The sequence below is a fragment of the Shimia sp. genome, from assembly GCF_041624275.1.
In the GTDB taxonomy this organism is placed as follows: Bacteria; Pseudomonadota; Alphaproteobacteria; order Rhodobacterales; family Rhodobacteraceae; genus Shimia.
On record NZ_JBFJVE010000059.1, the window covers coordinates 1 to 14,393 of the forward strand.

Consider the following 14,393-nt stretch of genomic DNA (forward strand, 5'->3'; position numbering starts at 1 on the left):
GGGGGATTTACTGGAGCGGGCGGCGGGAATCGAACCCGCGTCATTAGCTTGGAAGGCTAAGGTCTTACCACTACACAACGCCCGCTCAGCAGGATTTCCAGATATTTGATAGAAAAATGAACGTCAAGGCCCGCCAAGTTCAAAGCCGCAATAAATTTCAAAAAACCGGCGATGCGCGCGCGCCCCGGGACGGCTCAGGCCTGCCCGACCAGAGTGCGGCCGCGGCGATCGTTGCGCAGGGCGGCATATAGCACATGGGTGCGCCAGCGCCCGTTGATCTGAAGATAGCTCTGCGCCACGCCCTCGTATTTGAAGCCGGCCTTTTCCAGAACCCCGCGCGAGGCGACGTTCTCGGGCAGGCAGGCGGCCTCGATGCGGCTGAGATCCATCTGCACATAGGCATGGTGCACCACCGCCTCGATGGTTTCGCGCATGTAGCCCTGTCGCGAGAACCGCCGCGCGATCCAATAGCCGAGGGTACCCGATTGCGCCGGACCGCGGCGGATGTTGTCGAGGGTGATCGCCCCCAGCAGCGCCCGGTCGGCGCGCCGGACCAGAAACAGCGGCACCGCCGTGCCGGTGGCCACCGACCGCTGCGCCCAGTGGACACGGTTGGCAAAGCTCTTGCGGGTCAGGTGATCGGCCGACCAGGCCGGCTCCCAGGGCACCAGGAAATCTGCGTTCTCGCTGCGCAGCGCGCTCCAGTCGGGAAAGTCCGAATGAACCGGAGAGCGCAGTGTCAGCCTCTCGGTTTCGATCCGGACCTTCCGACGGTTCCACAGCATCAGGCGGCCCGGCGCTCCTGCAGGGTCGCGAGGTCGGGCGCCTGGCTGACCGGGCCGTATAGCGCCAGCGCCGGCCGCGCCGTCACCGCCATATGCTCGGCAAAGCGGCGCACGTCGTCGTCGCTGACCGAATCGATACGCTCGACGGTTTCCCCCAGCCCCGGCACGCGGTTCCAGATCGCCAGCATCCGCGCCAGACGTTCGGCCCGGCTCGACGGGCTTTCCAGCCCCATCAGCAGCCCGGCCTTCATCTGGGTGCGGGCGCGGGCGATCTCGACCGGGTTCATGTCCTCGGCGGCGCGTTTCAGCTCGTCGATGGTGATCTCGGCCAGCTCTGCCACCTGCGCCCCCGAGGTGCCGGCATAGATGGTGGTCATGCCGGTATCGGCATAGGCCCCGGCCTGGGCATAGATCGTGTAGCACAGCCCGCGTTTCTCGCGGATTTCCTGGAACAGCCGGCTCGACATGCCACCGCCCAGCGCCGTGGTATAGACCTGCGCGGTATAGATGTCGGGGTGGCAGTAGTCGGGGCTTTCCAGCCCCAGCGCGAAATGCGCCTGCTCGAGGCTTTTCTCGGTGCGGTATTCACCGCCCTGAAAGCGCGCCGCGTCGAAACCGGGCACCGGGGCACCCTGCATGTGGCCGAACATCTCTTCGGCCAGGCGCACGATCTGATCGTGATCGACGCCCCCGGCGGCGGCCAGGATCATGCGTTCAGGGCGGTAATGCTCGGAAACGAATAGCGCCAGGTCGGCGCGACCAAAGGCGCGCACCCGCTCTTCGGCGCCAAGGATGGTGCGGCCGATCGGCTGATCGGGATAGGCCCGCTCTTGCAGCCAGTCGAAAATCACGTCGTCGGGCGTGTCCAGCGACTGGCCGATCTCCTGCAGGATCACCCCGCGCTCGATCTCGATCTCGTTCGGATCGAAGATCGGGTTCAGGACGATGTCGCCGATCACGTCCAGCGCCAGCGCCACGTCGCCCTTCAGAACCCGCGCGTAATAGGCCGTGACCTCGCGGCTGGTATAGGCGTTGATATAGCCGCCGACATTCTCGATCGCCTCGGCAATCTCCAGCGCATTGCGCCGCTTGGTGCCCTTGAAGGCCATATGTTCCAGAAAATGGGCAATGCCGTTCTGGGGCTGGCGCTCGTGGCGCCCCCCGGCATTGACCCAGATTCCGATCGAGGCGCTTTCAAGGCCGGGCATATGCTCGGTGACGATGCGAAAGCCGTTGGAAAGAGTGTGCTGTCTGGTGCTCAACGTGCGGCGATCCGCTGTTTGATGAGGGTCTTGAGGTGCTCCAGATCATTGGGCACCCGCGTGACGCGCTCGGGTTTCTCCATCATGTCCGCCATATGCGGCGGCAGGCCGGGGCGTGCGCCCGTCGCGGCCTCGACCGCGTCGGGGAACTTGGCCGGATGCGCCGTCGCCAGCGTGATCATCGGGCTCGCGCCCAGATGCTCGTCGGCCACCTTTACCCCAACCGCCGAGTGGGGGCAAAGCACTTCTCCGGTGCGCGCAAAGGCGCCCGCGATGGTGGCCGAGGTTTCCTCTTCCGAGGCGCGCCCCGAGTCGAAGTGATCGCGCAGGGTTTCCATCGCCCCCTGGCTGATGGCGAAGGCGCCGGATTTCAGCTCGTCCATCAGTTGCGCCACCGCCTTGCCGTCGCGCCCATAGGCGTCGAACAGCGCGCGTTCGAAGTTCGACGACACCTGAATGTCCATCGAGGGGCTGATCGACGGGGTCACGCCCTCTTTGGTATAGGCGCCGGTCTGCATGGTGCGGTGCAGGATGTCGTTCTGGTTGGTGGCGATCACCAGCCGGTCGATCGGCAGACCCATCTTCTTGGCGATGTAGCCGGCGAAGATATCGCCGAAATTGCCAGTGGGCACGGTAAAGGAAATGCTGCGGTGCGGGGCGCCCAGCGAGACGGCGGTCGAGAAGTAATAGACCACCTGCGCCAGCACGCGGGCCCAGTTGATCGAGTTCACACCGGCCAGTTTCACCCCGTCGCGGAAGTCGAAATCGTTGAACATGTCCTTCAGCGCCGCCTGGCAGTCGTCGAAATCGCCATCCATCGCCAGCGCATGCACATTGGCATCCTCGGGGGTGGTCATCTGCTTGCGCTGGATGTCGCTGACTCGGCCATGCGGGAACAGGATGAAGACATCGACATTATCCAGACCCCGGAACGCCTCGATGGCGGCCGAGCCGGTGTCGCCCGAGGTGGCGCCGACGATGGTGACGCGCTCGTCCCGGCGCGCCAGCGAGAACTGGAACAGCTGGCCGATGAGCTGCATGGCAAAGTCCTTGAAGGCCAGCGTCGGGCCGTGGAACAGCTCCATCAGGAAATGGTTCGGCCCCAGCTGCACCAGCGGCGCGCGGGCGTCGTGGCGAAAGCCGGCATAGGCGCGCGCGATGATGCCCCGGAACTCGTCGTCGGTGAAGGCATCGCCGACAAAGGGGCGCATGATCCGAAAGGCGATCTCTTCATAGGACAGGCCCGCAAGATCCGCGATCTCGTCGCGCGACAGCGTCGGCACGGTCTCGGGCACATAAAGGCCGCCATCCCGGGCCAGCCCGGTCAGCATGGCATCTTCGAAGGTGAGGTCCGGGGCGTTGCCACGGGTCGAGATGTATTTCACGGGTCTCAGGCCTTTTCGTTCTTGCGCGCGCGTTTCAAAGTCTGGCGCAGGTAATAAAGCGTCATCGCCACCCAGACAATCGCCAGACCGTACCAGGTGACCACATATTCCAAGTGATCGTTGGGAATCCCAGAACTGTCGACGGGCAGCGGCGTCACGCCGCTGTCATTTTCCGACAGCTTCCGCGCAATCAGCAGAATCGGTTCGGTGCCGAGCGCCGCCGCCATGGTCGGCACGTCGCGGGCGAACCAGATGTTCGCGGCAAGGTCGTTTGCCGGCGTGTAGCTGTCGATCTCGTCCGGCCAGTGCAGGTTGCCCGTGACCGTCAGCGGACCGGTATAGCGCGCGGCCCCCTTGTCCGGGGTTGCGACAAAGCCGCGATCGACCATGATGCGCCGCCCGCCATCGGTCTCGAAGGCAGAGACGATGCGATAGCCTGCCCCGACCTTTTTCACCGAGACCAATACATGCAGCTCCTGCCCCGTGATCCGGCCCTCGGCCTGCACCGCCAGAAACCGGTCCGCCTCGGGGTCCGGCAGGGCCGGAATGGCAACCGGCGCGTCGCCGATCCGGGCGTCGATGGCGGCCAGAAAGGTCTCTTTCTCGGCCATGCGGCGCATCTGCCAGTTGCCCAGCGACACGAGAATGGCGGTACCGACGATTCCAAAGACGATCGGCAGGATCAGGCGGGTCAAGCGGGGCTCCTTGAAACGGAAAATCGCGGGCAGCCTGGCCACCCGCGATCTGTTTCTTGCTTATCGGTTGCGGCAGTTCAACCGCAAAGGCTCAGCCGCCCCATATATAGACGGCGGCGAAGAGGAACAGCCAGACGACATCGACGAAATGCCAGTACCAGGCGGCGGCCTCGAAGCCGACGTGTTTTTCCGGTGTGAAGTGACCGGCCATCAGCCGCAGCAGGCAGACGGCGAGGAAGATGGTGCCGACGATGACGTGGAAGCCGTGGAAGCCGGTGGCCATGAAGAAGGTGGCGCCATAGATGTTGCCCGAGAAGCCGAAGGCGGCATGGCTGTATTCATAGGCCTGGAAACCGGTGAACAGGATGCCGAGCGCGATCGCGATCACCAGACCCCATTTCATGTCCTTGCGGTTGTTCTCATGGGCGATCGCGTGGTGCGCCCAGGTCGCCGCCATGCCCGAGCACAAGAGGATCAGCGTGTTGATCAGCGGCAGGTGCCAGGGATCGAAGGTCTCGATGCCGGAGGGGGGCCAGACACCGTCGACAGCCGGGCTTTCGGGGCCCATCGGGTACATCGCATGTTTGAAGAAGGTCCAGAACCAGGCCAGGAAGAACATCACCTCGGACATGATGAACAAGACCACGCCATAGCGCAGGCCGATCTGGACCACCGGCGTGTGATCGACGCCGCCATTGCCCTCGGCGACGACCTCGGCCCACCAGCCGTACATGACGTAAAGCACCAGCGCCAGGCCGATGAAGAACATGTAGGGGGTGATGCTTTTCATCCAGAGCACGGCTCCGAACAGCATGACAAAGGCGCCGATGGAGCCCAGGAGCGGCCAGAGCGACGGCGGCAAAATGTGGTAATCGTGGTTTTTAGCATGCGCCATTTTGGTCTTTCCCTCGTTGGAAGGCTTTTAGTTAACTTCGGTTTCTGCGGGCTGCGACAAGGACGCGGTCTCTTGCGGCAGGTCGATTTCGTGGAACGTGTAGGACAGGGTGATGCTGTGCACGTATTTGGCATCGCGGTCGGTGACGATCTCGGGGTCGACATAGAAGGACACCGGCATGGTCACCCGTTCGCCCGGTTGCAGCACCTGTTCTTCGAAGCAGAAGCAGTCGATCTTGGTGAAGAAGCCGCCGGCCTCATAGGGCGCGACGTTGTAGCTGGCCGAGCCGGCCACGGGCCGGTCGGTCGGGTTGTAGGCCTCGTAGAAGGCCAGCCCGGTCTCGCCGATGCGGATCTCCATCTGGCGCTGCACAGGCTTGAACTCCCAAGGCATGTCGCGCGCCTTGCTGGCGTCGAAACGCACCTTGACGCTGCGATCGAGGATCACGTCAGAACCGGCCTCGGCCACGCCGGTGGCGCCGCCGAAACCCGTGACCCGGCAGAACCAGTCGTAGAAGGGCACCGAGGCCCAGGCCAGCGCGCCCATGGTCACCACCACGGCCACCAGCTTGGCGACGGTCTTTCTTTGCCGGTCCAGCGCCATCAGTTCTCGATCCTCGCCTGGGCCGGTTCGTAGTCGCCGCGCGTCACCTTGACCACGGTCAGGCCAAAGACGATGACGATGAATCCGACCAGCACCAGCCCGACCCCGACATTGCGGCCCAGGCGGCGTTTGTGCAGCTCGTGTTCAACCTGAAAACCCATCGCTTACCAGCCTCCGAGGCCGAAGGGGGCCAGCGTGGCCTCGGCCAGAATTGCCCCGAAATGCAGGAAAAGATACAGCAGCGAGAGACCGAAGAAGGATTTCTCGCGCTTGTAGTTGTCGGCCTCGGCCGCTGCCTCGTCACGGCGCCAGATGGCGATCGCCCCGGCCAGGAACAGCCCGTTCAGGACCAGCGCCACGCACAGATAGATCGGGCCGCCAACTCCGGTAAAGGCCATGCCGATGGCGACGATCGCCAGCAGGGTGGTATAGACCAGGATGTGACTGCGGGTGACGCGGCGGCCATGGGTGACATGCAGCATCGGCACGCCGGCGTCCTTGTAGTCGGATTTCATGAACAGGCACAGCGCCCAGAAATGCGGCGGCGTCCACATGAACGTCAGGGTGAACATCAGGATGCTCTCGACCGACACGCCGCCGGTGGCCACGGCCCAGCCGATCATCGGCGGAAACGCCCCGGCAGCGCCGCCGATGACGATGTTCTGCGGCGTCCAGCGTTTCAGCCACATGGTGTAGATCACCACGTAAAAGAAGATCGTGAAGGCCAGAAGCGCGCCGGCAAAGATATTGGCGGCCAGCGCCAGCATGATGCAGGCAAAGACCGACAGGGTGATGCCGATGGCAAAGGCCTCGTCACGAGTCACGCGACCCGAGGGGATGGGCCGCGACCGGGTGCGTTTCATCACCGCGTCGATATCGGCATCCCACCACATGTTCAGCGCCCCCGAGGCGCCGCCGCCGACGGCGATGAACAGGATCGAAGAGAATGCGATCACCGGATGAACATCGACCGGCGCGGCCAGAAGGCCGACCAGCGCGGTGAAGACCACCAGCGACATGACACGCGGTTTCAGCAGGGCGAAATAATCGCCGAATCCGGCCTCCTGCGGCTGGGCTTGCGTATTGATGCTTGCGTCGCTCATGATCCGTCCCGTTGCACGGGCGGGGCACCCCCCGCCCTACTCATCCTACTGGTTACTGGGTTGCCGCTGCCAGCTTGACCGCGGGCCGGGTCGACATGTCACCGGCGTATTCTTCGATCGCCCCCGTCAGCCAGGCTTCATACTCGGCCTGCGTGACCACCTTGACGGTGATCGGCATATAGGCGTGGTCCTTGCCGCAAAGTTCGGAACACTGGCCGAAGTAGATGCCTTCCATGCCCTCGTCGACCTTGAACCAGAGTTCTGCCAGGCGGCCGGGCACCGCGTCCTGCTTCACGCCGAAGGCCGGGATGGTCCAGGAATGGATCACGTCGGCGCCGGTCACCTGCACGACGATGGTCTTGCCCGAGGGCACCACGACCTGGGTGTCGGTGGCCAGCAGGTATTCATCCGGCTGATAGCCGTTTTCTTCCAGCTCGTCCTTGGCCAGCAGGAAGCTGTCGAAGGCGAAACCGTGATCGACATATTCATGCCCCCAGTACCACTGGTAGCCGGTGGCCTTGATGGTGATGTCGGCTTCGGGAATTTCCTGCTGCTTGAACAGCACCGGCAGCGAGAAGGCACCGATGAACACCAGGATCAGGATCGGGCCGATGGTCCATGCGATCTCGATCGGCGTGTTGTGAGTAAATGTCGCAGGCGTCGGATTGGCCCGCCGATTGTAGCGAATGAAGATGAAAAGCAGCAAGGCTGCCACGAAAAGCACGATGGCGGTGATGATCACCAGAATCATCTGATCCAGCGATTGCAGGTCGCGGGCCAGTTCGGTGGCGGCCGGCTGCCAGCCCATGAGCCCGTCCTTGGGCTTGCCAATCACCTCGACTTCTTGTGCATAGGCCGGCAGCGCCGTGCCGACAGCAAGAAGACCCAGGATTTTCATTAGAATTCGCATAGTTCACCCTGATCGGTTGCGGTAGTGTTCACGTTCTCTGGTTGCAAAAAAACGCCCCGGAGGGCGATTTCCCGCGGTTGTATCGCTGCATAGAAACCATATTCTGGCAGCCAAATAAAGAAGCAGACCACCTTGGATGGACGCTTTTTTTGACTTAGATCAAATTTCGAAGAGGAAATCCATATGATGCAGATCAAATTCTGCCCTTTCGAGGCGCAGCTGGAGCGGAGCGTGGCATTGGCGCGGCTGCGCGATGCCACGGCGGGCGCCGATGATGGCGAGCTGTTTCTGGAAAGGCGGCGCGCCGAGGCGCTGGTCTTCGACGACGGCCGGCTGAAGACCGCGTCCTACGACGCGTCGGAAGGCTTCGGCCTGCGCGCCGTGCGCGGCGAGGTCTCGGGCTATGCCCACAGTTCCGAGATTTCCGAAGCCGCCCTGATCCGGGCGGTGGACACGGCGCGGCTGGCGGTCGGCAACGGCGGCGGCACGCTGGCGGCATCGCCTGCGGCCGCCGGGCGCCGCCTTTATACGGACGAGGACCCGATCGCCGGCGCCCCGCTGCCGGTCAAGATCGAGACCCTGCGCCAGATCGATGCCTTTGCCCGCGATCTGGACCGCCGCGTGGTGCAGGTCTCGGCGACGCTGGCGGCCTCGCATCAAGAGGTGGTGATCCTGCGCCCCGATGGCACCGAACTGACCGACACCCGCCCGATGACCCGGCTCAACGTCTCGGTGATCGTCGAAGCGGACGGGCGCCGCGAAAGCGGCTCGGCCGGCGGCGGCGGACGTCTCGGGCCGCTGGGCCTGATCGACCCCGCCGACTGGCAGGCCAAGACCCGCGAGGCGCTGCGCATCGCGCTGGTCAATCTCGACGCGGTGCCCGCCCCCGCCGGGCCGATGCAGGTCGTGCTCGGGCCCGGCTGGCCGGGGATCCTGCTGCACGAGGCGGTGGGCCACGGGCTCGAGGGCGACTTCAACCGCAAGGGCAGTTCGCGGTTTTCCGGCCGTATCGGCGACCGGGTGGCGGCGCCGGGGGTGACGGTGATCGACGACGGCACCCTGCCCGACCGGCGCGGCTCGCTGACGGTGGATGACGAGGGCACGCCCTCGGCGCGCAACGTGCTGATCGAGGACGGCATTCTCTGCGGCTACATGCAGGACCGGCAGAACGCCCGGCTGATGGGCGTGGCGCCGACCGGAAACGGACGCCGCGAAAGCTATGCCCATCCGCCGATGCCGCGCATGACCAACACCTTCATGCGAGGCGGCGACAGCGATCCGGCAGACCTGCTGACCTCGCTGAAGGACGGTCTTTATGCGGTCGGCTTCGGCGGCGGACAGGTCGACATCACCAACGGCAAGTTCGTGTTCTCCTGCACCGAGGCCTATCGGGTGCAGAACGGCAAGGTCGGCGCGCCGGTGAAGGGCGCGACGCTGATCGGCGACGGCGCCACGGCGATGCAGCAGATCCTCGGGCTTGGCAATGACATGGCGCTCGACCCCGGCATGGGCAACTGCGGCAAGGCCGGGCAATGGGTGCCGGTGGGGGTCGGCCAGCCGACGGTGCTGATCGACGGTCTGACGGTGGGCGGCTCGGCCTCGTGAGCCGCCGCGGGCGGGGCAAAAAAACCGCAACGTGGTTTACGGGCCGTTAACCAGTAACGCGCTACATCTGGCTGTGCAGAAAGGCGAAGCCACGGATGACCGGACCCCACATTTCTTCCACGCACCCCCAACTCCACCCCACCATGGAAGAAACACGGTTCTCCTGGCTTCGCCTGATGCGCTCGCGCCGGGTCGGCGTGGCCACTTTCCACCGGCTGATCGCGGAATTCGGCAGCGCCGCGGCGGCGCTCGAGGCGCTGCCCGACATCGCCCGCGAGGCCGGCGAGGACAATTACACCATCTGCCCGGCCGACCGGGTCGAGGCGGAACTGCGGCGCGGCGCGGCGGCCGGCGCCAGGCTGATCCTGAAGACCGACCCCGATTACCCGCCGGCCCTGGCGGAAATCTCCGATGCGCCGCCGCTTCTTTGGGCGCGCGGGCGGATCGACCTTGCCGGGCGTCCGGCGGTGGCGCTGGTCGGCGCGCGCAATGCCTCTTCCCTCGGGCAGCGCATGGCCCGCGCCATGGCCGCCGACCTCGGCGAGGCCGGTTTCGTGATCGTCTCGGGGCTGGCGCGCGGCATCGACACGGCGGCGCATCTGGCCAGCCTGCAAGGCGGCAGCATCGCGGTGATGGCCGGCGGCGTCGACGTGGTCTACCCGGCCGAGAACGCGGCCCTCGCCGACAGCCTTGTGGCGCAGGGCCTGTGCCTGTCGGAACAGCCCATGGCGACCTCCCCCCGTGGCCGCCATTTCCCGGCCCGCAACCGGATCATCTCGGGGCTGGCCCGGGCGGTGGTGGTGATCGAGGCCGCCGGGCGCTCGGGCAGCCTGATCACCGCCCGCGACGCGCTCGATCAGGGGCGCGACGTGCTGGCGGTGCCCGGCCATCCGTTCGACGCCCGCGCCGCCGGCTGCAACATGCTGATCCGTGACGGCGCGGCGCTGGTGCGCGGCGCGCGGGACGTGATCGACGCCATCGGCCCGGCGCGAGACCCGGTGCCGAGCCAGCCGGCCCTGCCGCTGGAAGACGCGCCCGCTGCGGCCGCGCCACCACCACCCGGCGAAGGCGGCCTGCGCGAGACCGCGCGGCTGCATATGCGCATTCTTGACCGCCTTGGCCCGGCGCCGGTGGCCGAAGACCAGCTGATCCGCGACCTCGCGGTTCCCGCCGCCCGGGTCGCGCCGGTGCTGACCGATCTCGAGATTGCCGGCAAGATCGCCCGCCAGGCCGGGGGGCTCGTGGCGCGCAACTGACCCGGCGGTGACACATTCCCGCCCATCCCCGCGCGCGGCGCGTTATTGCCCGCCGCAGACTTCGGCGATCACCGGGCGGTACTGGCGGCACAGCGGCGCCCAGGAGAACCACACATCCGTCGCCCCCGACGACCAGTGCACCGCGACCCATGTCGCGCCGGACCTGCGGTAGAGCACGTGGAATTCCCTAGCATCCCCGGGGCCGTCGAAAACCTCGCCCCGGCGAAACCCCGGTGTGGCGGCGATGTCGATCCGGCCGCCGCCCGGACGCTGCGCCACCAGGCTGGCAAAGCCAATATCCCCGGACTGGCGCAGCTCGCGCACGACGAATTCGACCGGCGCCCCGAGCAGCCATTCGGCATGCGGGCGCAGCGCATCCATCATCGCGCCGCGGGTCGCGCTGCCCCTTGGCGGCTCGCGCCATTCGGCGGCCGAACCAACGCCGGAAAACAGCATGAGAACCGCGGCAAGAATTCGCATGGGCGGCCCCTTCGGCTGCGGCTGACAATCGCCGATCGCGTTAAAATTACCACAGGCGAAATTTCCCCGCATTGACATTTGCCTCTTCCACACCACATTTTCCGCCGCCATAACGGCCGCCCAGAGTCGAGAGGAAATTTCATGCCAGTCGTCGTCGTCGAATCCCCGGCAAAAGCCAAGACAATCAATAAATACCTGGGTTCCGACTATACGGTTCTGGCCTCCTACGGCCACGTCCGAGACCTTCCGGCCAAGGACGGCAGCGTCGATCCCGACGCCGATTTCGACATGAAATGGGAGGTCGGCACGGATTCGCGCAAACACGTCAAGGCCATCGCCGACGCCCTCAAGGAAGACAACAACCTGATCCTCGCCACCGACCCCGACCGCGAGGGAGAGGCGATCAGCTGGCACCTGGAAGAGGCGCTGCGCAAGCGCCGGGCGATCAAGAAGGACACGCCGGTCAGCCGGGTGGTGTTCAACGCGATCACCAAATCGGCGGTGACCGAGGCGATGCAGAACCCGCGCCAGGTCGACCAACCCCTGGTCGATGCCTATCTGGCGCGCCGCGCGCTCGACTATCTGGTTGGCTTCAACCTGTCGCCGGTCCTCTGGCGCAAGCTGCCGGGGGCACGTTCGGCGGGCCGCGTGCAATCGGTCTGCCTGCGCCTGATCGTCGAGCGGGAAATGGAGATCGAGGCCTTCAATCCCCGCGAATACTGGTCGGTCAAGGCGCTGCTTGCCACCCCGCGCGGGCAGGAATTCGAGGCCCGGCTGACGGTGCTGGGCGGCGAAAAGCTGGACAAATACAGCCTCGAGAACAGCACCGCCGCCGAACTGGCGGTGCAGGCGATCACCTCGCGCGAGCTGACGGTTGCGCGCGTCGAGGCCAAGCCGGCCAGCCGCAACCCCTCGGCGCCCTTCATGACCTCGACCCTGCAACAGGAGGCAAGCCGCAAGTTCGGCATGGGCGCGCGGCAATGCATGAGCACCGCGCAGCGGCTGTACGAGGCCGGCTACATCACCTACATGCGGACCGACGGCATCGACATGGCCCCCGAGGCGGTGACCGCGACCCGCGACGCCATCGCCGCCCGCTACGGCGCCGAATACGTGCCGGACAGCCCGCGCATCTACAAGAACAAGGCCAAGAACGCACAGGAGGCGCATGAATGTATCCGCCCCACCGACATGATGCGCACGGCCGACGACCTGAAGACCGTCGAGGCGGATCAGCGCAAGCTCTATGACCTGATCTGGAAACGCACCATCGCCTGCCAGATGGAGGGCGCGCGGCTCGAGCGTACCACGGTCGACATCGCCAGCAACGATCGCCAGGTCGGCCTGCGCGCCACCGGTCAGGTGGTGCTGTTCGACGGTTTTCTGCGGGTCTATGAAGAGGGCCGCGACGATGTGGTCGACGACGACGACAAGCGCCTGCCGCAGATCGCCGAGGGCGACAGGACCGACAAGCGCAGCGTCACCCCGGAACAGCATTTCACCCAGCCGCCGCCGCGCTATACCGAGGCGACGCTGGTCAAGAAGATGGAAGAGCTGGGCATCGGCCGCCCCTCGACCTATGCCAGTGTCATCACCACGATCCAGGATCGCGAATATGTCCGCAAGGACAAGAACCGCCTGTTCCCCGAGGACAAGGGGCGGATCGTCACCATCTTCCTGCTGAACTTCTTCCGCCAGTACGTCGGCTACGAGTTCACTGCCAACCTCGAAGAAGAGCTTGACGACGTCAGCGCCGGGGAACGCAACTACAAGAACGTGCTGGGCCGGTTCTGGAAGGATTTTTCGGTCGCCATTGCCGAAACCTCTGAACTGCGCATCACCCAGGTGCTCGATGTGCTCGACGAGGCGCTGGCGCCGCAGCTCTACCCGCCGCGCGAAGACGGCAGCGACCCGCGCGTCTGCCCGAAATGCGGTCAGGGCCAGCTGCACCTGAAAACCTCGCGCACCGGCGGTTTCGTCGGCTGCGGCAACTACCCCGAATGCACCTATACCCGCCCCATCGCCGGCGAGGGCGCCGATGGCGACGAAAGGGTGCTGGGCGAGGATGGCGGCGACGAGATCTGGCTCAAGGCCGGCCGTTTCGGCCCCTATGTCCAGCGCGGCGAACCGACGCCCGAGAACAAGAAACCGCCGCGCGCCTCGCTGCCGCGGGGCTGGAACAAGGACGAGATGACCCTTGAAAAGGCGCTGACCCTGCTCAGCCTGCCGCGTCAGATCGGCGAACACCCCGAAGGCGGCATGATCTCGTCCAATTTCGGGCGTTTCGGGCCCTATGTGATGCACCAGCTGCCCGACGAGGCAAAGCCGGTCTATGCCAATGTCAAAGACCCCAACGACGTGTTCGAAATCGGCATGAACCGGGCGGTCGAACTGCTGGCCGAGAAACGCGCCAATCCCGGACGGCGCGGCGGCGGATCGGCGGCCAAGCCGCTGAAAGAACTGGGGGAACATCCCGAAAGCGGCGGCGCGGTCAACGTCATGGACGGCCGCTACGGGGCCTATGTGAAATGGGAAAAGGTCAATGCCACCATCCCCAAGGATGTGGCGGCTGCGGATGTCACCATGGAACAGGCGGTGCAGTGGATCGCCGAGAAGTCGGCCAAGAAGAAGCCCGCCAAACGCAAGACCGCCGCCAAGGCGAAGGCACCGGCAAAAAAGGCCGCGCCCAAGAAGGCCAGCGCCAAGAAGGCCGCCACCAAGACGGCCGAAAGCGAGTAACCCCAGACAGCGGCCGAGCCCGCCCACCCCGGCGGGGTTCTGCACTACGTATATCCTCCCGTAGTAATACGCGCTTGGCGGTCTTCAATTGACTTGCGCCCGGCGCGCCTTCAGAAACGGCAGCAATTCCGGATTTGAGGGAGAATTCCATGAATAAAGTCTATGCGAATGCCACCGAGGCGCTCGACGGGCTGCTGAAGGACGGCCTGTTCATCGCCGCCGGCGGCTTCGGCCTCTGCGGCATTCCCGAACTGCTGCTGAACGCCATCAAGGAGTCGGGCGTCAAGGACCTGACCTTTGCTTCCAACAACGCGGGTGTCGACGATTTCGGCATCGGCATCCTGTTGCAGACCAAGCAGGTGAAAAAGATGATTTCGTCCTATGTGGGCGAAAACACCGAATTCATGCGCCAGTATCTCTCGGGCGAGCTGGAGCTGGAGTTCAACCCGCAGGGCACCCTGGCCGAGCGCATGCGCGCCGGCGGCGCCGGCATCCCCGGCTTCTTCACCAAGACCGGCGTCGGCACGGTGATCGCCGACGGCAAGCTGGAAAAGCAGTTCCCCACCGGGCCGGACGGCGCCATGGAATACTACATCATGGAGGAAGGCAACTTTGCCGACCACGCCATCGTCAAGGCCTGGAAGGCCGACGCGACCGGCAACCTGGTGTTCCGCA

At 65.2% G+C, this 14,393-nt stretch carries 14 protein-coding genes and 1 tRNA gene; 4 read left to right on the forward strand and 11 right to left on the reverse strand.

The genetic code is table 11. From position 1 onward, the window contains the following. Positions 1 to 11: 11 nt before the first annotated feature. The 10 genes from ABZD10_RS06530 to coxB all read right to left on the reverse strand — a co-directional run bounded on the left by ABZD10_RS06530 (position 12) and on the right by coxB (position 7,638). Positions 12 to 85 (reverse strand) — tRNA-Gly (locus ABZD10_RS06530). Positions 86 to 194: 109 nt separating this feature from the next. Then, the gene (locus ABZD10_RS06535) at positions 195 to 785 is read right to left on the reverse strand and encodes a GNAT family N-acetyltransferase (RefSeq protein ID WP_372885336.1); all 591 of its coding nucleotides are present in this window, start codon (positions 783 to 785) and stop codon (positions 195 to 197) included. Beyond that, positions 785 to 2,047, reverse strand: coding sequence for a M16 family metallopeptidase (locus ABZD10_RS06540; protein ID WP_372885337.1), 1,263 nt, complete (start codon positions 2,045 to 2,047; stop codon positions 785 to 787). Before ABZD10_RS06540 ends, ABZD10_RS06535 begins: the two co-directional genes overlap by 1 nt. After that, positions 2,044 to 3,432 (reverse strand): threonine synthase, encoded by a 1,389-nt coding sequence (gene thrC, locus ABZD10_RS06545; protein ID WP_372885338.1) that lies wholly within the window; start codon positions 3,430 to 3,432, stop codon positions 2,044 to 2,046. The genes ABZD10_RS06540 and thrC overlap by 4 nt, the downstream gene beginning before the upstream one ends. Before the next feature lie 5 nt (positions 3,433 to 3,437). Then, complete coding sequence (locus ABZD10_RS06550; protein WP_372885339.1) at positions 3,438 to 4,127, reverse strand: SURF1 family protein; 690 nt, start codon at positions 4,125 to 4,127, stop codon at positions 3,438 to 3,440. A 91-nt stretch (positions 4,128 to 4,218) separates the two neighbouring features. Continuing rightward, positions 4,219 to 5,022, reverse strand: coding sequence for a cytochrome c oxidase subunit 3 (locus tag ABZD10_RS06555; RefSeq protein WP_372885340.1), 804 nt, complete (start codon positions 5,020 to 5,022; stop codon positions 4,219 to 4,221). Positions 5,023 to 5,049: 27 nt separating this feature from the next. Next, entirely contained in the window at positions 5,050 to 5,625 is a 576-nt protein-coding gene (locus ABZD10_RS06560) for a cytochrome c oxidase assembly protein (RefSeq protein ID WP_372885341.1), read from the reverse strand. Beyond that, on the reverse strand, positions 5,625 to 5,786 hold the full coding sequence (locus ABZD10_RS06565) for a hypothetical protein (RefSeq protein WP_372885342.1): 162 nt from the start codon (positions 5,784 to 5,786) through the stop codon (positions 5,625 to 5,627). The genes ABZD10_RS06560 and ABZD10_RS06565 overlap by 1 nt, the downstream gene beginning before the upstream one ends. Before the next feature lie 3 nt (positions 5,787 to 5,789). Next, on the reverse strand, positions 5,790 to 6,728 hold the full coding sequence (cyoE, locus tag ABZD10_RS06570) for a heme o synthase (protein ID WP_372885343.1): 939 nt from the start codon (positions 6,726 to 6,728) through the stop codon (positions 5,790 to 5,792). 52 nt (positions 6,729 to 6,780) lie between these two features. Then, positions 6,781 to 7,638: a cytochrome c oxidase subunit II gene (gene coxB / locus ABZD10_RS06575; protein WP_372885344.1), complete on the reverse strand. Its 858-nt coding sequence runs from the start codon at positions 7,636 to 7,638 to the stop codon at positions 6,781 to 6,783. A 183-nt stretch (positions 7,639 to 7,821) separates the two neighbouring features. On the opposite strand from coxB, the gene tldD reads away from it, so the two are divergent. Then, positions 7,822 to 9,243: a metalloprotease TldD gene (gene tldD / locus ABZD10_RS06580; protein WP_372885345.1), complete on the forward strand. Its 1,422-nt coding sequence runs from the start codon at positions 7,822 to 7,824 to the stop codon at positions 9,241 to 9,243. 95 nt (positions 9,244 to 9,338) lie between these two features. Next, complete coding sequence (dprA, locus tag ABZD10_RS06585) at positions 9,339 to 10,499, forward strand: DNA-processing protein DprA (protein WP_372885346.1); 1,161 nt, start codon at positions 9,339 to 9,341, stop codon at positions 10,497 to 10,499. Between the two features lie 42 nt (positions 10,500 to 10,541). Here the strand turns inward: dprA and ABZD10_RS06590 are convergent, their stop codons facing one another. Continuing rightward, complete coding sequence (locus ABZD10_RS06590; RefSeq protein ID WP_372885347.1) at positions 10,542 to 10,979, reverse strand: hypothetical protein; 438 nt, start codon at positions 10,977 to 10,979, stop codon at positions 10,542 to 10,544. Positions 10,980 to 11,120: 141 nt separating this feature from the next. Here ABZD10_RS06590 and topA point away from each other — a divergent pair, with 141 nt between their 5' ends. Both topA and ABZD10_RS06600 read left to right on the forward strand, forming a co-directional pair. Beyond that, positions 11,121 to 13,718, forward strand: coding sequence for a type I DNA topoisomerase (topA, locus tag ABZD10_RS06595; RefSeq protein WP_372885348.1), 2,598 nt, complete (start codon positions 11,121 to 11,123; stop codon positions 13,716 to 13,718). 149 nt (positions 13,719 to 13,867) lie between these two features. Then, positions 13,868 to 14,393: CoA transferase subunit A (locus ABZD10_RS06600; RefSeq protein WP_372885349.1), on the forward strand; the 526-nt coding region annotated here is incomplete at its 3' end.

What these genes read in the sequence shown, in the direction of transcription:
- ABZD10_RS06535 (WP_372885336.1), bottom strand. Translation starts at nt 785, where the DNA reads ATGCTGTGGAACCGTCGGAAGGTCCGGATCGAAACCGAGAGGCTGACA.
- ABZD10_RS06555 (WP_372885340.1), bottom strand. Translation starts at nt 5,022, where the DNA reads ATGGCGCATGCTAAAAACCACGATTACCACATTTTGCCGCCGTCGCTC.
- ABZD10_RS06560 (WP_372885341.1), bottom strand. Translation starts at nt 5,625, where the DNA reads ATGGCGCTGGACCGGCAAAGAAAGACCGTCGCCAAGCTGGTGGCCGTG.
- ABZD10_RS06565 (WP_372885342.1), bottom strand. Translation starts at nt 5,786, where the DNA reads ATGGGTTTTCAGGTTGAACACGAGCTGCACAAACGCCGCCTGGGCCGC.
- cyoE (WP_372885343.1), bottom strand. Translation starts at nt 6,728, where the DNA reads ATGAGCGACGCAAGCATCAATACGCAAGCCCAGCCGCAGGAGGCCGGA.
- coxB (WP_372885344.1), bottom strand. Translation starts at nt 7,638, where the DNA reads ATGCGAATTCTAATGAAAATCCTGGGTCTTCTTGCTGTCGGCACGGCG.
- tldD (WP_372885345.1), top strand. Translation starts at nt 7,822, where the DNA reads ATGATGCAGATCAAATTCTGCCCTTTCGAGGCGCAGCTGGAGCGGAGC.
- dprA (WP_372885346.1), top strand. Translation starts at nt 9,339, where the DNA reads ATGACCGGACCCCACATTTCTTCCACGCACCCCCAACTCCACCCCACC.
- ABZD10_RS06590 (WP_372885347.1), bottom strand. Translation starts at nt 10,979, where the DNA reads ATGCGAATTCTTGCCGCGGTTCTCATGCTGTTTTCCGGCGTTGGTTCG.
- topA (WP_372885348.1), top strand. Translation starts at nt 11,121, where the DNA reads ATGCCAGTCGTCGTCGTCGAATCCCCGGCAAAAGCCAAGACAATCAAT.